21 protein-coding genes are annotated in these 20,828 nt (G+C 61.5%); 16 read left to right on the forward strand and 5 right to left on the reverse strand.

Annotation, left to right across the window (positions count from 1 at the left end; translation table 11 throughout):
• Positions 1-28 precede the first annotated feature (28 nt).
• Positions 29-769, forward strand: coding sequence for a 4-hydroxy-tetrahydrodipicolinate reductase (gene dapB, locus HMPREF2757_RS06145; protein ID WP_083304137.1), 741 nt, complete (start codon positions 29-31; stop codon positions 767-769).
• Entirely contained in the window at positions 769-1,218 is a 450-nt protein-coding gene (locus HMPREF2757_RS06150) for a hypothetical protein (protein ID WP_070574321.1), read from the forward strand. Before dapB ends, HMPREF2757_RS06150 begins: the two co-directional genes overlap by 1 nt.
• Before the next feature lie 66 nt (positions 1,219-1,284).
• Here HMPREF2757_RS06150 and HMPREF2757_RS06155 read toward each other — a convergent pair whose 3' ends face one another.
• Positions 1,285-2,424 (reverse strand): heparan-alpha-glucosaminide N-acetyltransferase domain-containing protein, encoded by a 1,140-nt coding sequence (locus HMPREF2757_RS06155; protein ID WP_070574323.1) that lies wholly within the window; start codon positions 2,422-2,424, stop codon positions 1,285-1,287.
• Between the two features lie 73 nt (positions 2,425-2,497).
• Between HMPREF2757_RS06155 and dapA the strand changes: the two genes are divergently transcribed.
• Together dapA and HMPREF2757_RS06165 are read left to right on the forward strand one after the other, a co-directional pair.
• Positions 2,498-3,415, forward strand: a complete 918-nt coding sequence (dapA, locus tag HMPREF2757_RS06160; protein WP_070574325.1) for a 4-hydroxy-tetrahydrodipicolinate synthase — start codon at positions 2,498-2,500, stop codon at positions 3,413-3,415.
• A complete protein-coding gene (locus HMPREF2757_RS06165; protein WP_070574326.1) occupies positions 3,412-5,112 on the forward strand; it encodes a ribonuclease J in 1,701 nt (566 codons plus the stop codon). The genes dapA and HMPREF2757_RS06165 overlap by 4 nt, the downstream gene beginning before the upstream one ends.
• Before the next feature lie 83 nt (positions 5,113-5,195).
• Here the strand turns inward: HMPREF2757_RS06165 and HMPREF2757_RS06170 are convergent, their stop codons facing one another.
• Positions 5,196-5,924, reverse strand: coding sequence for an IclR family transcriptional regulator (locus HMPREF2757_RS06170; protein ID WP_070574328.1), 729 nt, complete (start codon positions 5,922-5,924; stop codon positions 5,196-5,198).
• Positions 5,925-6,069: 145 nt separating this feature from the next.
• Between HMPREF2757_RS06170 and HMPREF2757_RS06175 the strand changes: the two genes are divergently transcribed.
• Together HMPREF2757_RS06175 and aceB are read left to right on the forward strand one after the other, a co-directional pair.
• Positions 6,070-7,455, forward strand: coding sequence for an FAD-binding oxidoreductase (locus tag HMPREF2757_RS06175; RefSeq protein WP_070574330.1), 1,386 nt, complete (start codon positions 6,070-6,072; stop codon positions 7,453-7,455).
• Between the two features lie 120 nt (positions 7,456-7,575).
• A complete protein-coding gene (aceB, locus tag HMPREF2757_RS06180) occupies positions 7,576-9,174 on the forward strand; it encodes a malate synthase A (RefSeq protein WP_070574331.1) in 1,599 nt (532 codons plus the stop codon).
• A 117-nt stretch (positions 9,175-9,291) separates the two neighbouring features.
• Here the strand turns inward: aceB and HMPREF2757_RS06185 are convergent, their stop codons facing one another.
• Together HMPREF2757_RS06185 and HMPREF2757_RS06190 are read right to left on the reverse strand one after the other, a co-directional pair.
• Positions 9,292-10,062, reverse strand: coding sequence for a fructosamine kinase family protein (locus HMPREF2757_RS06185; RefSeq protein ID WP_070574333.1), 771 nt, complete (start codon positions 10,060-10,062; stop codon positions 9,292-9,294).
• 21 nt (positions 10,063-10,083) lie between these two features.
• Entirely contained in the window at positions 10,084-10,500 is a 417-nt protein-coding gene (locus tag HMPREF2757_RS06190) for a hypothetical protein (RefSeq protein WP_070574335.1), read from the reverse strand.
• A gap of 49 nt (positions 10,501-10,549) precedes the next feature.
• Here HMPREF2757_RS06190 and HMPREF2757_RS12130 point away from each other — a divergent pair, with 49 nt between their 5' ends.
• From HMPREF2757_RS12130 to HMPREF2757_RS06235, 10 genes are all read left to right on the forward strand, one after another.
• Positions 10,550-10,675: a hypothetical protein gene (locus tag HMPREF2757_RS12130; RefSeq protein ID WP_256278278.1), complete on the forward strand. Its 126-nt coding sequence runs from the start codon at positions 10,550-10,552 to the stop codon at positions 10,673-10,675.
• 193 nt (positions 10,676-10,868) lie between these two features.
• Positions 10,869-13,598 (forward strand): FtsK/SpoIIIE family DNA translocase, encoded by a 2,730-nt coding sequence (locus HMPREF2757_RS06195; protein ID WP_070574454.1) that lies wholly within the window; start codon positions 10,869-10,871, stop codon positions 13,596-13,598.
• 17 nt (positions 13,599-13,615) lie between these two features.
• Entirely contained in the window at positions 13,616-14,224 is a 609-nt protein-coding gene (gene pgsA / locus HMPREF2757_RS06200) for a CDP-diacylglycerol--glycerol-3-phosphate 3-phosphatidyltransferase (RefSeq protein WP_070574458.1), read from the forward strand.
• 5 nt (positions 14,225-14,229) lie between these two features.
• A complete protein-coding gene (locus HMPREF2757_RS06205; protein ID WP_083304140.1) occupies positions 14,230-14,841 on the forward strand; it encodes a CinA family protein in 612 nt (203 codons plus the stop codon).
• Between the two features lie 163 nt (positions 14,842-15,004).
• Entirely contained in the window at positions 15,005-15,319 is a 315-nt protein-coding gene (locus HMPREF2757_RS06210; RefSeq protein WP_070574337.1) for a helix-turn-helix domain-containing protein, read from the forward strand.
• A 10-nt stretch (positions 15,320-15,329) separates the two neighbouring features.
• The gene (locus HMPREF2757_RS06215; protein ID WP_070574339.1) at positions 15,330-15,557 is read left to right on the forward strand and encodes a DUF3046 domain-containing protein; all 228 of its coding nucleotides are present in this window, start codon (positions 15,330-15,332) and stop codon (positions 15,555-15,557) included.
• A 292-nt stretch (positions 15,558-15,849) separates the two neighbouring features.
• Positions 15,850-16,425 (forward strand): hypothetical protein, encoded by a 576-nt coding sequence (locus HMPREF2757_RS06220; protein ID WP_218079077.1) that lies wholly within the window; start codon positions 15,850-15,852, stop codon positions 16,423-16,425.
• 464 nt (positions 16,426-16,889) lie between these two features.
• Positions 16,890-17,315, forward strand: a complete 426-nt coding sequence (locus tag HMPREF2757_RS06225; protein ID WP_070574344.1) for a PKD domain-containing protein — start codon at positions 16,890-16,892, stop codon at positions 17,313-17,315.
• A gap of 245 nt (positions 17,316-17,560) precedes the next feature.
• On the forward strand, positions 17,561-18,637 hold the full coding sequence (gene recA / locus HMPREF2757_RS06230) for a recombinase RecA (protein WP_070574346.1): 1,077 nt from the start codon (positions 17,561-17,563) through the stop codon (positions 18,635-18,637).
• On the forward strand, positions 18,630-19,199 hold the full coding sequence (locus HMPREF2757_RS06235) for a regulatory protein RecX (RefSeq protein ID WP_070574348.1): 570 nt from the start codon (positions 18,630-18,632) through the stop codon (positions 19,197-19,199). Before recA ends, HMPREF2757_RS06235 begins: the two co-directional genes overlap by 8 nt.
• A 40-nt stretch (positions 19,200-19,239) precedes the next feature.
• On the opposite strand, the gene HMPREF2757_RS06240 is transcribed toward HMPREF2757_RS06235, so the two are convergent.
• On the reverse strand, positions 19,240-20,754 hold the full coding sequence (locus HMPREF2757_RS06240) for a phytoene desaturase family protein (RefSeq protein WP_070574349.1): 1,515 nt from the start codon (positions 20,752-20,754) through the stop codon (positions 19,240-19,242).
• Positions 20,755-20,828 lie beyond the last annotated feature (74 nt).

Consider the following 20,828-nt stretch of genomic DNA (forward strand, 5'->3'; position numbering starts at 1 on the left):
ATGGGTCTGACCAACAGAAAGGAATCACGTGGCAGTCAAAGTCGGAGTCATCGGAGCATCAGGACGTATGGGCTCGCACGCCGTCGAAGCAGTGAAGGCAGCCGACGGCATGGAGTTGGTGGCGACGATCGGCCGTGAAGACGATCTTTCGTCCGTCGTAGAAGCCGGGGCTGAAGTCGCTGTTGAACTCACCGTGCCCAAATCAACGGAGGACAATGTTCACTTTCTGGTCAGCCGCGGCATTCACTGTGTTGTCGGCACGACCGGGTGGAGTGAGGAACGTCTGCAGCGCCTGGCAGAGCTTGCGCAGCAGCATCCGGACGTCGGTGTTCTCATCGCCCCGAACTTTTCAATCGGTGCGGTCTTGGCCATGCAGTTCGCTGAACTTGCCGCGCCCTATTTCGAATCCGCGGAGGTCATCGAAATACACCACACGCGGAAACTCGATGCCCCCTCCGGCACAGCAGTCTCAACAGCCCAGCGGATTGCCGCGGTGCGCAGCGATGTAGGCCTGCCGGACGTTCCCGATGCAACCGAAGAAGACCCTCACGGTGCCCGTGGGGCCGTGGTCGACGGCATTCATGTTCACGCCGTCCGCCAGCTGGGGATGAACGCCTCAGAGGAGATCCACTTCGGCTCGGCACATGAAGCGCTGACCATCCGCACCGATTCGCACTCGACCGAGGCCTTTATGCCGGGAATCATCACGGCTGTCAGAAAGGTTGATCAGCACCCCGGTCTGACGGTGGGGCTCGAAAAGTACCTCTGATGTCCAAGGCGAAGATCGGGGCGACAGTCATTTCGGCGCTGCTGGCCCTCTACCTCATCTTCATGGTGCAGCGAGGCGCCATCATGCTGCGTGAACCCAGCATCGTCGCGAAGGTGCTTGCCGTGGCACTGCTCGCGCTGCCGATCATCGGCGCGTGGGCGCTCATCGTCGAGCTCCTCTTCGGTGCTCGCATTGAGCGCCTGGGCAGGCAGCTTGCCGCGGAAGGCGGTCTGCCGCCCGACGATCTTCCTCGCACGCCGGGCGGGCGGATTGTTCGCGAAGCCGCTGACGAGCAGTTTGAACTCTTCGCCCGCGAAGCAGAAGAAGCCCCCGGCGACTGGCGCTCGTGGTTCCGCCTGTCGATGGCCTATGACGCGGCGGGGGATCGTCGGCGCGCCCGCAGCACCATGCGCAAAGCCATCAGCATGGAGCGAACCACCCGCGGCTGACTACGGCGGCTGCCTGAAATCTGACCGCAGCCAGTCTCAGCTCAGGCGGTCCCGCATTATTCGACTTCAGCGCACCGTCAGACGCACAGCCGCGGATGCAGCTGCCTCCAGCGGTCCGCGCCGTGAGATGACAGCCTTCCACACCACGGCAATGCCGATGAGCACGACCGCGTGGACGGCGTACTCCGCGGTGGGGTCCATGCCCTTCGTCAGTTCAAGCAGAACGACGTGCAGCGAATATACGGTGAGTGTCATTGAGCCCGGTGCGTGCAGCGGCAGCAGCAGCCGCGCGGCGGCCACGGGGAAGCTGATGAACAGCAGGCAGAACACGCCGATGGCCGCCGCCGCTGCCCCCGCTGTGCCGATGAGGTCCAGGGGAGTGCCGGTGTGCGGTCCGCTTACTGCTAGCCACCACGGGGTGTCGGTGGGGACGGTTCCCCAGTTGCCGTAGATCGTGGCCTGTTCGAGAAGGCCCGGTTTCTCGGCTGCCGAAGCCGAAAGCACCTCCCAGCCGTGCCACACCATCAGCAGGCTCGAGACGGCTGAAGCCATGACGGCTGCTCCCAAGCCCGCGGCTGTTGCTGTTATCGCGGACTTCCGTGACCAGCGGACGTGCGCTAAGGCCATGCCCACGAGGATGTAGCTCATCCACTGCAGCGCCGGGTAGTAGCCGGTGAGGACAATCGACTGCAGAAGGCCCACCGGATCGAAAAGCGAATAGAGGCTTGGGACCGCGAGGTCCTGTTCGAGCTGCCAATGCGCACGGATGGCGTGGGAGGCGAAGGGGGAAGCCACAAGCCACACGGCAGCCAGTGCTGCCAGCGTGCGCCCGCGCAGGGGCAGCAGGACAGAGGCTGCGATGAACAGGAAACCGTAGACGGTCAGAATGATTGCCAGGCGAGTGCTGATGGTGCCGAGCAACAGACCTACCGTGAAGATGATGACCCCGCGAACAACCGCGGCTGCGATGGCTTTGCCCGGGGTGGACAGTGATCGTGACTGTGAGGCCAGAACGAGCGAAAACCCGGCCAGAACAGCAAACAGGGCGCTTGAACGACCGGCGAACATCACGGCCCAGGTCGGTTCGAAGTCGTCAGTATTGAGACGGTAGACATGGGTGACGACCATGCCGAAGAGAGCTGAGCCGCGGGCCGCATCAATCCAGAGCAGACGCCCCTGCGGAAAGACCCTGTCAATCGGGTTCATGCTTGTGATTGTGCCACGGTCCGCCGCCGAGTGAGGAAGCACAGCCCCAGCCGCTGACGGTACAGTAGGAGGCATGGCTACACAGGGAGATTCACAAGCAGCGCAGGCGACCGCCGCTTTCGGTCGCGTTGGTACGGCTATGCTGACGCCCTTCAAGGGCGAAGACGTCGACTTCGATGCGGCGCAGGCGGTGGCCGAACACCTGGTGAACACGGGCAACGACATGCTGGTCGTCTCCGGCACCACTGGCGAATCTCCAACAACGTCATTTGACGAAAAGGGCGACCTGCTGCGCGCGGTGAAAGAAGCTGTTCCCGAGCACGTGCGCATTGTCGCGGGCATCGGCACAAACGACACGCGCAGCAGTATCGCCAATGTCGAACAGGCCGTCGAAGCCGGAGCCCACGGACTTCTGGCCGTCACCCCGTACTACTCCAAGCCATCGCAGGCGGCGATCGCTGCGCACATGCGGGCAGTCGCCGGGGCTTCGGACCTGCCGCTGATGCTCTATGACATTCCAGGCCGTTCGGGTGTTCCCATTGAAGCCGAAACGCTGATCGAGCTTGCCGATTGCCCTACAATCCTGGCGGTCAAAGATGCCAAGGGCGATATCGCATCGTCTATCGAGGTCATGGCGAAAACCGACCTCGTCTACTACTCGGGCGAAGACGCCCTCAACCTGCCGCTGCTTGCCGCCGGCGCCGTCGGCGTAGTGTCGGTCGCCGGGCACGTAGTCGCCCGCCCTCTGTCTGAAATGGTGGATCTGGTCGCTGCGAATGACATCGCCTCGGCTCGCCGCCTGGCCCTGGACCTTGTTCCTGTGGTCGACGCAATCATGAATCACATGCCCGGGGTGGTTTCCGCTAAGGCCTGTCTTGAACTCATGGGCGTGATTCCCTCCCGCGCAGTGCGCATGCCTCTTCTGCCGGCCACGCCAGAACAGGTCGACTTCCTGCGCCGAACATTGGAAGGACACGGTTTTCTTCAGTGATTGAACTGCCAACCGACCTCGGAACACCCCCGAAGGTCGACACAAACGCCCTGCGGATCGTAGCTCTCGGCGGTCTCGGTGAGGTTGGGCGCAACATGACGGTCTTCGAGACCGGCGGCAAGCTCCTCATCATCGATGCCGGTGTGCTCTTTCCCGAAGAAGAACAGCCGGGAGTCGATCTCATCCTGCCGGACTTCTCGTACCTCGACGGGCGGGAAAAAGACGTTGTCGGCATTGCGCTGACCCACGGCCACGAAGATCACATCGGTGCTGTGCCGTATTTGCTGCGCAAGCTGGGCCGCGACGTCCCGATCCTCGGCTCGACTCTGACACTGGCTCTCGTGGAGCCGAAGCTCAAAGAGCACCGCGTGAGGGCCAGAACGAAAGTCGTGTCCGAAGGCGACCGCGAAAAGCTCGGTCCGTTCGACCTTGAATTCATTGCCGTCAACCATTCGATTCCTGATGCTCTTGCCGTTTTCCTGCGCACAGACGCGGGAACCATCCTGCACACCGGCGACTTCAAAATGGACCAGCTGCCGCTGGATGGGCGGATAACAGACCTGCGCTCTTTCGCCAGGGTCGGAGAAGAAGGTGTTGACCTTTTCCTCACTGATTCCACGAATGCGGAAGTTCCCGGCTTCACCGCTCATGAGCGCAATATCGGGCGGGTCCTCGAACAGCAGTTCAGCCACGCATCGCGCCGGGTGATCGTGGCGTCCTTTGCATCGCACGTCCACCGCGTGCAGCAGGTTCTCGAAGCCGCAGTCGCCCACGGTCGCAAAGTGGCCTTTGTCGGCCGCTCCATGGTGCGGAATATGAAGATCGCCCAGGAGCTCGGCTATCTCAAAGCGCCCGCGGGCTCCATCATCGATCTCAAACAGGTTGACGATCTTCCCGAAGACCAGGTTGTGCTCATGTGCACCGGTTCTCAGGGCGAGCCCATGGCCGCACTGTCGCGCATGGCCAACGGCACCCACCAGATCGACCTCAACGAAGACGACACCGTCATCTTGGCAAGTTCGCTTATCCCCGGGAACGAAAACTCAGTGTCCCGCGTGATCAACGGTCTGATGCGCTTGGGCGCAACCGTCATCCACAAGGGCAACGCCGCGGTTCACGTCTCCGGCCACGCTTCGGCAGGTGAGCTCCTGTACGCCTATAACATCGTCAAACCCAGAGGCGTTATGCCGGTGCACGGCGAATGGCGCCACATGCTGGCCAACGCCAAACTGGCGATGGACACCGGGGTGCCCAAGGAGAAGGTCGTCGTGGCTGATGACGGCTGGGTTGTCGACCTCAAGAACGGGCAGGCCTCAATTGTCGGGGCCGTGCCGTGTGAGTACGTCTTCGTTGACGGCAAATCGGTCGGCTATGTCACGGAAGACGATCTGCGCGACCGCCGCGTGCTTGCCGGCGAGGGCTTTGTGTCGATCTTCATGACGATCGATGTGAAGAACCGCGAAATCGTTGCCGGACCGGAAATCCACACGCGGGGTGTCGCTGAGCACGACCGCGTGTTCGACACCATCAAGCCGAAGATCGCCAAGGCGGTGGAGGACGCTCTGGACGACGGAGTGAAGAATCAGCACCGTCTGCAGCAGATCATCCGCCGCACCATTGGCCGCTGGCTGTCGACCAAGCTGCGCCGCGGTCCCATGATCGTGCCGATGGTGGTGCTTGTCGGCGGCGAAGACTGATTGCCGAAGCTGCGAGACCTGCTGGCTGGGCGAGGGGCACACCCTCGCCCAGCCTGTTTATATGAGGCATGTTGGAGCGTGCTTCAGTGCCGAGAAGCCCACACTGCGGTCAGCCTTGCCGCGGCGGTGTGCAGCGCCTGGGCGACCGATTCGTAGACGTCTTCTGCCAGACGGGAAGTCGGCGATGATGTCGACAGCGCTGCCGGCACCGGTGCGCCGGGCACATGAACTGCCAGGCAGCGAACGCCCACTTCCTGTTCTTCGTCGTCAAGGGCGAACCCGCGTTCTCGGCTCAAGGCCAGTTCCGCGCGCAGCGCCTGGTCATCGGCAGCCGAGGCGGAGGCGAGTATCGCGTCGACTTCACCGGGTTGCAGGTGGGCCAGTGTCGCTTTGCCCACGCCCGAACTGTGCATGGGAACTCGGGCGCCGACTTCTGTGAACATTCGCATGGATCGGCGGGACGCGGCTTGGGCGACGTAGGTCATGGTCGTGCCCTGCATAAAAGCGAGGTTGACGGTCTCTCCGAGTTCTTCTGCCAGGCGGTCGAGGATCGGCTGGAGGTCATAGCCGACCTGGGACGCTGCCTGCGCTCCCAGTCGAATGAGGGCGGCTCCCAGGGAATAGCGCTTGTCGGGCAGCTGGCCCACATAGCCTCGGGCTGACAGGGTCGCCAGGATTCGGTGAACTGTCGGGGCGGGCAGGTTCAGCTGTTCTGCAAGGTCGATCGAGCGGGCGGCTCCGCCCATGGAGCCGAGCGCTTCGAGTACGTCGAGGGTGCGGTCAACCGATTGGACTCGCGACGTCGGTGCCATTGTGCCTCCTGACTGCACGCACAAACCGGTGCGATGTAGAACACATCTAGGGTAGTATATTGATTTCGCTAGGTGGAAATGTAAATTCATTTTCAGACTCTGCTGCCTATACGCAAAATGCCGCTGATACTCAAAAGGTGGGCCGATGCTCGAAGAACTGATCTCCTCCCTGCCCGACGGTGTTGTCACCGTCAATCCAGACCAGATGGAGGCGTACCGTCGCGACCGCGCGAACGATCCCAATGCCGGAATGCCGCTGGCCGTTGTGCGGGCTCGCAGTGCCGAACACGTGCAGACTGCAGTTCGCTGGGCTGCCGAGCATGACGTTCCCGTCATTCCCCGTGGTGCCGGTTCCGGTCTGTCCGGCGGTTCGACCGCGCAGGACGGCGCCATCGTCATCTCCCTGGACAAGATGCGCGACATCACCATCGACGTTGCAACCCGCACGGCCGTCGTGCAGCCCGGCGCGTACAACGGGGAGGTCAATGCGGCGGCGCAGGCAGAGGGGCTGTGGTACCCGCCGGACCCTGCTTCGCGCGAGTTCTGTTCGATCGGCGGCAATATTTCGACCAACGCCGGCGGTCTGTGCTGCGTGAAGTACGGTGTCACAACGGACTACGTTCTGGGGCTGAAGGTGGTGCTGGCCGACGGCAAGCTCATCACCCTGGGCGGTCCGCGCGTGAAGGACGTGGCGGGCTTTTCGCTGACCAAGCTGTTCATCGGCTCCGAAGGTGCGCTCGGCATCGTCGTGGAGATCACCCTGCGGCTGGTTCCCAAGCAGCGCACCCCCTCGACCCTCGTGGCTGTCTTCCCCAGTCTCGAGTGCTCCTCGAAGGCGGTGCTCGACATCACCCGCGGCATGCAGCCGTCCATGCTCGAATTCATGGACAATGCGACCATCAACGCGGTTGAAGATGACCTGCGCATGGGGTTGGATCGCGCTGCGGCTGCCATGCTCATCATCCAGTCGGACGAGCCTGCCGAGTTTGCCGCATTCGAAATGCAGCGGATGGAAGACATCTGCAACGCGGCCGGGGCCACCGAGTGTCTGTCGACAACCGACCCGGATGAAGGTGAGCAGTTCGCCTTTGCTCGCCGTCATGCAATTCCGGCCATTGAGAAGACCGGCTCCATCCTTCTGGAGGACGTCGGCGTCCCCATTCCCAAGCTGGGTGACCTCGTTGTGGGCATTGCCGAGATCGCAGAGCGCAATGGTGTGCGCATTCCCGTTATGGCCCACGCCGGTGACGGCAACACCCACCCGCTCGTCGTCTTCGACCCCACTGTTGAAGGCGAAGAGGAGCGGGCCAACAAGGCCTACGGTGAGGTTATGAGCCTGGCCATCAACCTGGGCGGAACCATCACGGGTGAGCACGGCGTCGGCAAGCTCAAGCAGCCGTGGCTGAAGGACTACCTGGGCGACGATGTGTACGAACTCAACGAGCGCATCAAAAAGGCACTGGATCCCCAGGGCATTCTCAATCCCGGGACGATGGTTGTCGTAGGACCGCACGCTAAGCCCAACGCCTGATTCTGGCTATGCGGAGGCCTGTTGGGGCGGCTGTTGACTCCAGCGGGACCTTCCGCCTAATCTTTCAATGTGTGAATCAAAGATTTCACAATGTGGAATCACACGAATAGGAGACAGACAATGACCACTGCCGATCTGCAGCTTCCTGAAGGCATGGAAATCACCGCTGAGCTCAAACCCGAATACTCCAAGGTCCTCACCGCTGAGGCCCTGCAGCTCATCGCCGACCTCCACCGCAAGTACGAAGGCGAACGCCAGGAGCGCCTGGCGGCGCGCATCGAGCGTCAGAAGTTCTTGGACGAAGGCGGCGAGCTCGACTTCCTTGAAGAGACCAAGGCCATTCGCGAAGACGATTCGTGGCAGGTGGCACCTCCGGCCCCCGGTCTGGAGGACCGCCGTGTTGAGGTCACCGGCCCCACCTACCGCAAGATGACGATCAACGCGCTGAACTCCGGCGCCAAGGCGTGGCTGGCCGACCAGGAAGACGCCAACACCCCCGCCTGGGATTCCGTCATCGGCGGGCAGATCAACCTGCTTGACGCGACCAACCGTGAAATCGACTTCGTTGCCGAAGAGACCGGCAAGGAATACAAGCTGCGTCCAGATGAAGAGCTGCCCACCATCATCGTCCGCCCCCGCGGCTGGCACATGACCGAAAAGCACATCCTCGTGGACGGCAACCCCGTCTCCGGTTCGATCGTCGACTTCGTTCTGTACTTCGCAAGTGCAGGCCGCAAGCAGATCGAAAAGGGCCGCGGCCCGTACTTCTATCTGCCGAAGATGGAATCGCACCTGGAAGCGCGCCTGTGGAACAACATCTTCGTTGATGCCCAGGAAGCTCTCGGTGTTCCGCGCGGCACCATCCGCGCCACCTGCCTCATCGAGACCTACCCGGCGGCATTCGAAATGGAGGAGATCCTCTACGAACTGCGCGAACACTCCTCGGGTCTGAACGCCGGTCGCTGGGACTACATCTTCTCGGTCATCAAGACCCACAGGAATAAGGGCGAAGACTGGATCACCCCGGACCGCGCCCAGGTCACCATGACCGTTCCGTTCATGCGCGCCTACACCGAACTTCTGGTGCGCACCTGCCACAAGCGCGGCGCGCACGCCATCGGCGGTATGTCGGCCTTCATTCCCTCGAAGGATGAAGAAGCCAACAAGAAGGCCTACGACCAGGTCACGAACGACAAGTCGCGTGAGGCCGGCGACGGCTTCGACGGTTCGTGGGTTGCCCACCCCGGAATGGTGGAAACCTGTAAGGAAGCCTTCACCAAGGTTCTGGGCGAGCGCCCCAACCAGATCGACAAGAAGCGCGAAGACGTCAGCGTTTCCGCGACTGACCTGCTCAGTGTGAAGGACACTCCCGGCCAGATCACTGAAGGCGGGCTGCGCACCAACATCTCGGTGGGCATCCAGTACGTCCAGTCGTGGCTCAACGGCAACGGCGCAGCCGCCATCAACGGTCTGATGGAGGACGCCGCGACCGCAGAAATCTCGCGCAGCCAGGTGTGGCAGTGGGTGAAGGAAGGCGTGAAGCTCGACGACTCCGGCGAGCAGATCACGAAGGACTTCGTCCAGAAGCTCATCGACGAAGAGACTGCCAAGCTCTCGGGTGACAACCTCGAGCAGGCAACCAAGCTCTTCACCGAAATGGCGCTGGATGAGGAATACCACGACTTTCTCACCCTTCCCGCCTATGAACTGCTGGGCTGATGGAGCCCTGAGCTGAAGGCCTTCCGCCTGACGCTCGCACACTGTGGCCCTCGCGAAGTATTCGCGGGGGCCACAGTGTGTTCTGGCTTCTGCCGGAGAGCAGTTGCCAGGTGGCAGCTACTTGCCGCGCAGAACCTCTGCCGCGGCAGAAACCGTGTCCGGGGTGTACATCGACCCGAACAGGTGAACGTGGGCCAGAAGGCCGAAAAGCTGGTGGGCGGGAATGTCGTTCCGCCACTTCTTCGGCATGGCGTGCTCGGACTCATAGCCGGCATAGATCTCATCGAGGTGAGGCGCACCGAACATGGCGAGCATCGCCAAATCCTCTAATCGGTGGCCGCCGTGGGCCGCCGGGTCGATGAGCACCGCACCGTCGACCGTCCACATGAGGTTCCCGCTCCACAGATCCCCGTGGACGCGTGCCGGATCTTCGGCGGGCCCACCGGCTATCCCGTCGTAGGCCCCATCAGCGATGAGGTTGACAGCGTCTTCAACCGTGCTTGCGCCCCGGTCGCCCAGCTGCCCACGGGTCCGTTCCAACAGCGGGCGCAGACGATCTTCCGCCCAGAACTCACCAAAGGATTCACGAGGTGCCGTCGGCACCTCGAACGGCTGACTCAGGGGACCGAAGTAGGCGGGGGAGTGGGGCGCCCAGCCGAACCCGGATGCTCCGCTGTTGTGCAGGAGGGCCAGCTGCGCACCAAAGGTGCGCGCCGCCTCGGGAGTCGATGGGGCAGGCTCCAGTCGTTGAAGCTCCAGCCGGTCATCTGCCACGCCGAGTACGCGAACCACCGGAATGACTCCCGGTTCAGCAAGCCACCGCAGACCGGCGGCCTCGGCTTCGAAGAAACCGGCAGGTGTACCGTTGCGCTGCTTTGTGAAAGTCATGTCTTCAGTCTATGAGCAGCCTTATGACCTCGACCCGCTGCCGCGGATTTCGACGTACAGCCATCTGGCTGCAGCCGCAATAGCGTAAATGAGTGTGGTGGATGCTGTGGTGGGCAAAGCGACATAAAGAAGAGTAAGAAAGACGCTCTCTATTGACCATTTCGGGCCAGAAGGATAAAGAGCCATTCCAGCCAGCGTGCAGAGCACAGTGAACAAGAGCAGTGATAGAATCACAGCCCACATTGTCCGCATGGCCCTCGTCGCAATAATAAAACCGGCGGCGACGATAGCAGGAACAGTTGTGACCCCTACGTAATATTGATTATATTCGCGTGGGCCATAGGGTCCGAACGGAAAATTAGAATAAAAGCAAAAGCAGGCTGCGGCACTGATCAAGATGCTCACTGCAAGCGCAATTCGATGGAAGCTCAAAGCCATATCCTTAGTGTAAATCTATTGCCGGGGTCGATGCAGAGCTGGCCGATTCATGGCTCGCACCACGGATCTTCGCGATGGCCCGCATGAGGTGGTAGATGCCGCGGAAGAGCACCGTGATGAACAGGAGCGCAGCGACCAGATGCGGTTCATGATTCTCCTCGTGTTGGCCAATTGACGCGCTACACGCCGCAGACCACAGAATACGCGGCACGGGCCGCCAGCGGACCTAATATGGTTCCATGGCGACCAGTACGACTTCCCCCGCTGCTGGTAAGCGCAGAAAGCGCGCGAGCAGAGCACCTGCCGAACCCGAAGCGGGGCCCAAGAAAGCAAACCCGGTGACCGGGGCATGGATGGGAGTTTCCCGCATGGCAGGCGACCGAACCCGCAAGGTGTTCTCAGAAGAACCCAACGACGACCCATCGCCAACCCGCCGTGACGGCACCGGGTTCTTCCTCATCGGATTGGCCCTCGTCATTGCGGCCTTTGAATGGTGGAACATTCCCGGCGCCATCGGCGGAGCTGTGCGAGCTGTCGTCGAAGGCACCGCCGGCCGTGTCGCTCTTGCCCTGCCGGTCATCTGCGTGGGCTACGCCGTGCGCCTGTTCATGCGCGGGGCGGACACACGCGGCAACAACCGCATTCTGTTCGGCATCATCGGCTTCATCGCCGCGGCAGCTGGTCTTGCGCACATCTACGCCGGGGTGCCCACGTTCGCCAATTCGCACGAGGCGATGGCCAACGGGGGAGGCGCCATCGGCTTCCTCTTGGCGACCCCTCTCGTGGCTGCTGTCACCGAATTCGTCGCAGTTCCGCTGCTGATCCTGCTGGGTCTGTTCTCAGTGCTCGTCATCACCGCAACCCCGGTTCAGGAAATACCGTCGCGCCTCATGGGCGCCTACGACCGACTGACCGGGGGTCGGTCGTCGCACTCAGAAGACGATGAGCACGGCAATGTGGATCTGGTTGCCGAGGGTCGGCGCACGTCGACTTTGAAGCCGATGGGAGCCAAGCGCCGGAGTCGGAAGAAGCAGGATGATGACGACGCCGAAAAATCGCGGGCCTATGACAAGGCGGTGATCGAAGAGTCTGAACTTCCGCCGTCGCAGCAGCAGACCACCGTTATGCCCACAGCCGGTGCTCCGACAGCCGGGAACGCCGACGATGCCGCGACAGAAGTCTTTGATGTGGACGCACCCAAACCGGGTCAGCGCCGTAAGACGAAAGCCGAAAAAGAACGTGCTGAGCTTAAGAAGAGCCTGGGCATGGACGATTCGGCTGACGCGGGAGCCCCGGGTGGGGCGGGGGCTGTCGGCGCGGCCAAAGCCGGAGATGTTGTTCCCGCTGTTTCCACACCGGCCCCGCACCCGACGGGCGAACTTCCTGAGCGGGTCACTCAGCTGTCGCTTGACGGGGATGTCACCTACACACTGCCGAGCACCGACCTGCTGACGGCCGGACCGCCGGCTAAAGAGCGCTCCGAAGCCAACGACCGCGTGGTCGCGGCGCTGCGCGATGTCTTCCACGAATTCAAGATCAATGCCGAAGTGACCGGCTTCAGCCGCGGACCAACGGTCACCCGCTACGAGGTTGAACTGGGGCCGGGCACAAAGGTTGAGAAGATCACCAACCTGTCGAAGAACATCGCCTACGCGGTGGCCAGTGCAGAAGTGCGCATCCTTTCGCCGATTCCCGGCAAGTCCGCCATCGGCATCGAAATTCCCAACAGCGACCGCGAAACCGTGGTCCTCGGCGATGTTCTGCGCTCCGGAGCTGCCCGTCAAACTGAACACCCGATGGTCGTCGGAGTCGGCAAGGACGTCGAAGGCGGCTTTGTCGTTGCCGACCTGTCGAAGATGCCCCACATGCTCGTAGCAGGTGCCACGGGCTCCGGTAAGTCAAGCTTCATCAACTCCATGATCACCTCGATCATGATGCGGGCGACCCCGGACGATGTGCGCATGATCCTCGTCGACCCCAAGCGCGTTGAACTGACGATCTACGACGGCATCCCGCACCTCATCACGCCCATCATCACCAATCCGAAGAAGGCTGCAGAAGCCCTCGAATGGGTCGTGAAGGAAATGGACGCCCGCTATGACGACCTTGCACACTTCGGATTCAAACACGTGCGCGAGTTCAACAAAGCCGTCCGCGAAGGCAAGCTCACACCCCCGGCCGGTTCAGAGCGCAAACTCCAGCCGTACCCCTACCTGCTGGTGGTCGTAGACGAACTCGCCGACCTCATGATGGTCGCTCCGCGAGACGTTGAAGCCTCCATTCAGCGCATCACCCAGCTGGCCCGCGCAGCCGGCATCCACCTGGTCCTGGCAACCCAGCGGCCCTCGGTGGATGTTGTTACCGGCCTGATCAAGGCAAACGTGCCCTCCCGCCTGGCATTTGCGACCTCGTCGCTTGCTGACTCCCGCGTGGTCCTCGACCAGCCGGGTGCTGAAAAGCTCATCGGCCAGGGTGACGCGCTGTTCCTGCCGATGGGAGCATCGCGGCCCATGCGCGTGCAGGGGGCGTGGATCAACGAATCTGAAATCGAAAAGGTCGTTGAACACGTCAAGGGGCAGCTTTCGCCGAATTACCGCGAAGACGTCCAGCAGGCCAGCCCGCAGAAGCAGATCGACGAAGAGATCGGCGACGACATGGACGACCTGCTGCAGGCGGTCGAACTCGTTGTCACAACCCAGTTCGGTTCGACCTCAATGCTGCAGCGCAAGCTGCGCGTGGGATTCGCGCGTGCGGGACGGCTCATGGACCTTATGGAGTCCCGCGGAATCGTCGGTCCCTCCGAAGGCTCGAAAGCCCGCGACGTGTTGGTCAAACCGGAAGACCTTCCGTCCACACTCGCCTACATCAAGGGTGAAACACCGCCGGCAGAAGAATCTGACACCGGCAGCGCAGCGGCGGCCGACCCAGCCGCATCCAGCGCTGCTGCAGCCAGCGGACCGCAGGTGAGCTCCACCTCGTCAGATCCGCTCAGCCATTCCGACTACACGGATGCGAGCGGGCGGACCTACGACGCCGAAACCGGGCTCGAGGTCGTTGAAGCCGGCGGGGAGGACGCCTGGGACCTCACCGGCCGCTGAGCGGTACAGTGAGCATGATGGAAACTTCGACTCAGGCACCCAGTTCGTGGAATGTGCCCAACGCTTTGACGGTCCTGCGGATCCTCATGGTTCCGCTGTTCTTGTGGCTTCTGCTGGCCCAGGGCGGGCAGGACCCGGTCTTACGACTGTGGGCTTTCGGCATTTTCTGCCTGGCGATGATCACGGATTGGATTGACGGGACTATTGCCCGCAAGTACGGGCTGATCACCGACTTCGGAAAGATCGCCGACCCGATTGCCGACAAGGCGCTCATGTCTGCGGCGTTCATCGGCCTGGCGATCATCGGCGGGCCCGGCGGTCTGCCGTGGTGGGTGCCGGTCATCATCCTTGTGCGCGAATACGGCATTACCGCAATGCGCCTGATTGTGGTCAAGAAGATCGTGCTGCCGGCTTCGAAGGGCGGCAAGATCAAGACTGTTCTGCAGACTGTGGCCGTGGGCCTGCTGCTCCTGGTGGTTCCAGTTGGGCATTTGGGCATTTCCGGACTGACCGTGGGACTGCTCGTTGTGGCGTGGGTGATTCTCGTCGCCGCGATTGTGCAGACCCTGTGGTCGGGTATGCAGTACGTGGTCGATGTCGGCAAAGCGCTGAAGCAGGCGGGCTGACAGCCATGAGTGGACCGGGCGCGGTCGATACCGTCGAAGGCGGCGGGCCGCAGTCTGCTGAGCTGTCGTCTGCTGAGCCGGGGCCAGTGGAGCCGCGGTCTGCTGATCCGCGGCCCGGTGCCCGCGAAGTGATTGCGGCGGCATCACAGCGGGGTCTTACAATCGCAGCCTGCGAATCGCTGACCGCGGGCCTGCTTGCGGCTTCGCTGGCCGATGTGCCTGGCGCTTCGGCCGTTCTGCGCGGCGGATTGGTCACTTATGCCACCGAACTCAAGCACACGCTGGCCGGGGTTGACGCCGATCTTCTTGCGCAGCGCGGTGCGGTTGATCCTGATGTTGCACTGTCAATGGCCCGAGGCGCCGCCCAAGTCTGCGGTGCCGAGCTCGGGATCTCCTGTACGGGGGTTGCCGGACCGGATCCGCAGGACGGCAAACCCGTGGGACGGGTGTACATCGGGCTGTGGCAAACCGGTGGGGCCGGTCGACCTGGGGACAGTGGAGCCGACGCCGAAGGGTGCGGACACGTTCAGCGGTACGACTTTTCGGGCAGTCGAGCACAGATTCGCAGTCAGGTTGTCGACGCTGGTTTGGACCTGCTGGCTCGCGCTCTCGGCTGAGCACACTGGGGTGCCGGCAGATGGGAGCCGGGCAAGCTGAATGGTTCATCTGTGCTTGTGTCTGAGCCTGCCTGTAGTCTTGGGAACAAATCTTTGCCAGTCGTGGTTGTCTGTTAAGAATGAATGATCAACTGTTTACGAGTCGCCTAGAGGGAGGCCACCTATGACTCTCGTCCGCACGGAAATCGGCGACACCCTGCGCTCGGCGCGACGCCGTCAGAACCGCACCCTGCGGGACGTTTCTACCGGTGCGCGCGTGTCACTCGGCTACCTCAGCGAAATTGAACGCGGGCAGAAGGAAGCCTCGTCGGAGCTTCTGGCTTCTATCTGCTCTGCTCTCGACGTCCCGCTGTCCGCTGTTCTGCGGGAAGTCAGCGACCGCATCGCTCTGGCTGAAAGCGTCGAAATTCCGGACACCGTGCCAGCTGAAATGTCTGAAAGCTACTTGGGTGGGGACGCCCTGGCGCCCCAGCGATGATTGGCAGCTGATGCAGCACACGGTCTACTGGGAGCTCATGGAAGACGAATTCGGTGCGATGCGCGCCCGTTCGCTGCATACCGACCTCGCACTGAGTTCGCTTGACTCCCGCACGCCGGCCGAAGCTTTCGATGCCGGTTTTGAACCACGCGAAATCTGGGAAGCCGTCTGTGACAGCACAGGGGTTCCATTTGAACGCCGTTTGGGCAAAGACAAACCACTGTCGACACCGTTCTGAATCGCGTCGGGTTCTGGCGGAGCATGGTTTGCACCGGAGGAACATTCTGCAGATGAGGGCACAAACCGAGGCGATCCGTGTATTTTCGCCTGCGTTTGTGCCCTCATCTGCGCAGTGATCGAAGCCTCAGCGGGTTTTATCCACAGATTCTCGGTGAGGTCTGGTAATGCGGGTCTCGAATCAATAGCCTGGAGACAGTTCACAAAGGTGTGGCGAACAGGAATTGATCATGTTCTCTCTGTCTGGGCAGTCTCGTAGTGGCGGCTCGTGCATGCGAAAAGTGCGTCGTGGAGTGGCTGCGGCGCTTGTTGGGTGTTTGGCTGTATCGGGGTGTTCGGGCGGAAAGCCCGAAGGCCAAGGCGCGGACGGGTCTGAATCTGGTTCGCCGTTCGCGGCTCCGGAGGACTCGACCCCGACTGTTCCTGAGTACAAGGTCGAAGACGGACTTGTGCTGTCAGCTGATGACAAACGGCTAGCCGACGAAGCGGTTGTCTTCTTTACGGAGTACATGGCCGCAGCGAACCGAGCTTACAAAGACGGCGGTGTCTACTGGGACAAGTTGATCGATATGTCATCAGGTCCACTGCGTGAAGCGCAGAAGGACAGTCGGCGAGAAGCGGAAACCAATGGAATCGCTGCGAAAAATGATCTGAAAACAACTCAGCTGTCCGTCGGAAGTGTTGACCAAGAGCGTGCGCATGTGTTCCTGACAGTATGCATGCATTATGACGAGTGGTCGCTTTCTGGGGCGCAGAACGAGCAGGGCGATAGGAAAGGCGAGCGAGTCGTAGCAGGTTTCGACGTTCTCAAGCAAGGCGAGATCTGGACTGCAGACGAGCTGTCAAGCGTGGAGTCGAAATGCGCTTAGTTCGCCTGTTGCTGTTGGTCTCATTAACTGCTGTGTTTTTGGGGTTGCATCCATTGGTTGTAGCGGCGGCCGAATGCCGAATTCTTCAAACCCGAATGGACTGTTCAAACACGAAGACACGCACTGGTAATTCGCCCCGCCCAAGTCCAGGTAAGTCTCAAAGCCGTCCTCGTCCTAACCAGGCCGATAAGCGTCCGAGCAGGCCCACGGGCAATAAGTCGGGGGCTGGTTCGGCTGAGCCTCCTCCTCCGGTTGTTCGGTGGCACAACAAGTGTGGTGCGAGGCCGATTGCTGTTGATGGCGGTCATTGCTGGGTGCGGCATGAGCAGCCCCGGCAGCCAGCCGCCCCGAGTTCTCCCTCCCGCGGGCAGGCCCCGGTTCAAGAAGCGCCTGCGCTTCCCGCGGTTCCTGTTGTTACGCAGAGGGATTTTCAATCTGTTCCTCTGTCCGCAGGAGTGGTTCACGTGTGGCCGAACGGCTGGGGTGTAGCTGGGAAGCGGACCGCGTTTTGGACCGAGGACACCACCCAGACGAAGACGCTGACGATGTTGGGCCAGCAGGTCACCGTCGAGGCCGTCCCGGTGTCGTGGCGGTGGGATTTTGGTGACGGAACGGTGAAGTGGACGCATTCACCGTGGCGCAAGCCGGTGAGCTTGGAGCGCGCTGGTTTCTATCATGTGTACAGCAAGGCTGAGCGCGTAAAGGTGACTGTCACGGTCAGGTATGAGGGCCGATACCGTGTGGGTGACGGTCCGTGGACGGATATTGATGGGACAGCTGAGAAGACAAGCCCACCGCGGGATGTCACTGTCTATCGGTATGAGAAGTATGTGGTCAGTGAGCACTGCAAGCGCCGCAATTGCCTAGAGGAAAATCGGGCCAACCGCTGAATTCCACCACTCGCACAGGCGGCTGCTGCAGCGCGCCATGGAGGCCTCCCAGGCAGGCTGTGGAGCAGCAAGAAGTTTCGGTGCGCCCAGTCGAGCAGACACACCGGAAGCAATATAGAACACGTGTTCGGGTACGTGTATTGTTGTCCTGCCAGCGAAAAAGTTATCCACAGCTTTTGAATTGGCGTTCTCTATGTCAGTGCCTCGGTCTACAGTCAGAGCACAACGTCCAATGAGGAGGATCCATGGCAAGCAAGCCAGCATCGCGCACCGCTGAAGAACGGGCAGCGGAACAGAAGACCAAAGCTCTTGACTCAGCGCTGGGGCAGATTGACCGGCAGTTCGGCAAAGGCACCGTTATGCGTTTGGGTGACGAAGAGCGTCCGCCCATTGAAGCAATTCCCACTGGTTCGCTCGCGCTGGACGTAGCACTCGGTGTCGGCGGTCTGCCGCGCGGTCGCGTCATTGAAGTCTACGGCCCGGAATCATCCGGTAAAACCACCGTTGCGCTGCATGCTGTCGCCAGCGCTCAGCAGGCCGGCGGTCTAGCAGCGTTCATTGACGCCGAACATGCACTTGACCCGGTGTACGCCAAAGCGCTCGGCGTCGACACCGACAACCTTCTCGTGTCGCAGCCGGACACCGGCGAACAGGCTCTGGAAATTGCGGACATGCTCATTCGCTCCGGCGCTCTCGACATCATCGTCATCGACTCCGTCGCAGCTCTCGTGCCCAAGGCCGAAATCGAAGGCGAAATGGGCGACTCCCACGTGGGTCTGCAGGCGCGGCTGATGTCGCAGGCGCTTCGCAAGATCACCGGTGCGCTGGCCAACTCCAAAACCACCGCCATCTTCATCAACCAGCTGCGTGAAAAGGTCGGCGTCTTCTTCGGTTCACCCGAAGTCACCTCCGGTGGTAAAGCACTGAAGTTCTACGCCTCCGTGCGCATTGATGTTCGCCGCATTGAAACACTCAAAGAAGGCGCAGACGCCGTCGGCAACAAGACCCGCGCCAAAGTGGTCAAGAACAAGGTGGCTCCGCCCTTCAAGCAGGCTGAATTCGACATCATCTACGGCAAGGGAATTTCCCGCGAAGGCAGCATCATCGACATGGGCGTAGACAACGGCATCATCCGCAAATCCGGTTCCTGGTTCACCTATGACGGTGATCAACTGGGCCAGGGCAAAGAGAACGTGCGCCGCTTCCTAGCGGACAATCCTCAGCTGCGTGACGAAATCGAACTGAAGATCCTCACCAAGCTGGGCATTGTTGGCGCTGACGAATCAGCAGAAGACCAGGAGGAGACTCCGGCCAATGCCTGACACAGTTGGCACTGTTCGCCAGCTGCAGGACCAAATCGACGCGATCTCCGCGGAACACGCCGCGGAGACTCGCGACGACTACCGCATCCCCTCAGACGACCCTGAGTACAAGCGGGCCAAAAAACGGGCACTCAACATCCTCAGTGCCCGCGACCATTCCTCAGCTGAACTGCGCGACAAACTGCTGAAGAAAGAACACCCAGAAGACGTCGTTGAGACCCTGATCGACAAACTCACCAACGCAAACCTGCTTGATGACAGGGCCTACGCCCACGGCTACGTGCGCGCCCAACGACAGAGCCGCAGCCTTTCAAAGAAAGCACTGCGTCTGCAGATGCGCAAAAAGGGCCTACCTGACGGTGCGGTGGCAGAAGCACTCGACGACGTCCAAGCAGAAGACGAACACGAACTCGCGTTCTCCGTCGCCATGAAAAAAGCGCACAGCACCCGCGGGCTTCCCCGAGAAGTCCGCGAACGCAGAATCCTCGGCATGCTCGCCCGTCGCGGATTCCCCACGGGCATCTGCCTCGACGTCACACGCCGAGCACTCGACGAAGTCTGACCTCAGCGGCTGGGCGGGCGCTCGGGTTAGTCCCCAGCTGTCAGCCGCCGGACCGGGGACTCAAGCTGACGGGCTCGTTTATGCCGAAGGTCTTGCGCAACACCGTGCGCATAGCCTCATAACCGCAAATACCATGCACGCCGGGGCCCGGCACGGCAGCCGCTGAACACAGAGCAACCCGTGCCGTAGTCCCATCGACAGTGCGAACCAAACCAAAAGAATAGGGATCCCACGCAGGCCGAGGCCGGGCCACAAGGCGATACGCGTTAACACTGCCAGCCGCAATGTCACCGCCAACATAGTTCGCGTTGTGCTCACTCATCCTTGACGCAGGAACACAGCGCGAGGCAACAACAACATCGCGGAAGCCAGGAGCAAATCGCTCAATCTGCCGGACCACATGCTCCGTAACGTCAACGGAACACCCCAAGGGAACGTGTGCATAGGTCCACAGCGGGCGCAAACCGCTCGTCTCACGTGATGGATCAGCAACCGTCGGATCACTCGCGAGAACCAGCGGCAACGGCGGCATCACACCTTGGGAGACCGCATGCTGTGATGCAGCGATTTCCGACCACGTGCCGCCCAGGTGAACCGTGCCGGCCAGGCCTACATTCGGATCGCGCCACGGAACAGGGCCTGACAGAACAAGGTCAACCTTGGCAACACCACTGTGATGCCCAAGAGAGCGCAAGCTCCTCGTCACTGAGCCGGGTAAGTGCTCGGCAAAGATTCCTGCCGCAGCTTCCGCCGTCGTATCGCACAGATACGCTCGCGCAGGCGGCAACTGGGAAGAATCGGAAATATGAGCACCGGTGACAAATGACCCGCCATGGGCCTCAATGTCTGCCACAAGAGCATCCACAATCGTCTGAGACCCACCTCGCGGAATGGGCCAACCATCCCGGTGACCCGTCATCGCGAGCATGAGCCCCACACCCGCAGACGACAGCGTGCCCAACCGGCCAGGGGAGTGAGCTGCAACCCCACCCAACAGGGCGCGAGCCCGAGCCTTAGAAAACAACCCCGCACCACCGGCCCGCGCGACCTTGGCCACCGAACCAACAAAGCGTGCAGCCGCGGCGGCACCTCGGGCCTTCAGAACCTCACGCGGCACGCTCCGCTTCGACCCCAGACCCAGCGCGACCACCGCCTCGGGAGCCTCAAGCAAAGGCAAGAACAGATCACGCCAACGCGACCCGTCGACACCCAGTTCGGCAGCTGTCCGATCCAGGCTGTGCCACGCAACCGCGGAAGGCTCATCCTCAAGAGGGTGCGCGTAGGAGGCTTCTGGCAGAAGCAGGTCGACACCTCGGGAAGGGAGATCAAAAGCAGAAAAGAAAGGCGAAGCAACAGCAAGGGGATGAACAGCCGAACACAGATCGTGCACAATCCCGTCAGCCAAACCCAGGTCCGCAGTGCGCGCCCCACCGCCCAGCGTTGGCTGAGCCTCGTACACGACAACCCGCAGACCCACCCGAGCAGCCGTCACAGCAGCCGCCAAACCATTCGGGCCCGAGCCAATGACAACAACGTCAGGATGTGGGTCGCTCATGGTGCGCAGTATTCCACAGTGACATCTACACCACCGGCCATACGACACTGCAGAACCCGCACACCCAACGGCTA

The organism is Brevibacterium sp. HMSC063G07 (assembly GCF_001810665.1).
Lineage (GTDB): Bacteria > Actinomycetota > Actinomycetes > Actinomycetales > Brevibacteriaceae > Brevibacterium.

Excerpts from the sequence above, each read along its gene's own strand:
- HMPREF2757_RS06150 (WP_070574321.1), top strand. The coding sequence starts at position 769 with ATGTCCAAGGCGAAGATCGGGGCGACAGTCATTTCGGCGCTGCTGGCC.
- HMPREF2757_RS06155 (WP_070574323.1), bottom strand. The coding sequence starts at position 2,424 with ATGAACCCGATTGACAGGGTCTTTCCGCAGGGGCGTCTGCTCTGGATT.
- dapA (WP_070574325.1), top strand. The coding sequence starts at position 2,498 with ATGGCTACACAGGGAGATTCACAAGCAGCGCAGGCGACCGCCGCTTTC.
- HMPREF2757_RS06170 (WP_070574328.1), bottom strand. The coding sequence starts at position 5,924 with ATGGCACCGACGTCGCGAGTCCAATCGGTTGACCGCACCCTCGACGTA.
- HMPREF2757_RS06175 (WP_070574330.1), top strand. The coding sequence starts at position 6,070 with ATGCTCGAAGAACTGATCTCCTCCCTGCCCGACGGTGTTGTCACCGTC.
- aceB (WP_070574331.1), top strand. The coding sequence starts at position 7,576 with ATGACCACTGCCGATCTGCAGCTTCCTGAAGGCATGGAAATCACCGCT.
- HMPREF2757_RS06185 (WP_070574333.1), bottom strand. The coding sequence starts at position 10,062 with ATGACTTTCACAAAGCAGCGCAACGGTACACCTGCCGGTTTCTTCGAA.
- HMPREF2757_RS06190 (WP_070574335.1), bottom strand. The coding sequence starts at position 10,500 with ATGGCTTTGAGCTTCCATCGAATTGCGCTTGCAGTGAGCATCTTGATC.
- HMPREF2757_RS12130 (WP_256278278.1), top strand. The coding sequence starts at position 10,550 with ATGGCTCGCACCACGGATCTTCGCGATGGCCCGCATGAGGTGGTAGAT.
- HMPREF2757_RS06195 (WP_070574454.1), top strand. The coding sequence starts at position 10,869 with ATGGCAGGCGACCGAACCCGCAAGGTGTTCTCAGAAGAACCCAACGAC.
- pgsA (WP_070574458.1), top strand. The coding sequence starts at position 13,616 with ATGGAAACTTCGACTCAGGCACCCAGTTCGTGGAATGTGCCCAACGCT.
- HMPREF2757_RS06205 (WP_083304140.1), top strand. The coding sequence starts at position 14,230 with ATGAGTGGACCGGGCGCGGTCGATACCGTCGAAGGCGGCGGGCCGCAG.
- HMPREF2757_RS06210 (WP_070574337.1), top strand. The coding sequence starts at position 15,005 with ATGACTCTCGTCCGCACGGAAATCGGCGACACCCTGCGCTCGGCGCGA.
- HMPREF2757_RS06215 (WP_070574339.1), top strand. The coding sequence starts at position 15,330 with ATGCAGCACACGGTCTACTGGGAGCTCATGGAAGACGAATTCGGTGCG.
- recA (WP_070574346.1), top strand. The coding sequence starts at position 17,561 with ATGGCAAGCAAGCCAGCATCGCGCACCGCTGAAGAACGGGCAGCGGAA.
- HMPREF2757_RS06235 (WP_070574348.1), top strand. The coding sequence starts at position 18,630 with ATGCCTGACACAGTTGGCACTGTTCGCCAGCTGCAGGACCAAATCGAC.
- HMPREF2757_RS06240 (WP_070574349.1), bottom strand. The coding sequence starts at position 20,754 with ATGAGCGACCCACATCCTGACGTTGTTGTCATTGGCTCGGGCCCGAAT.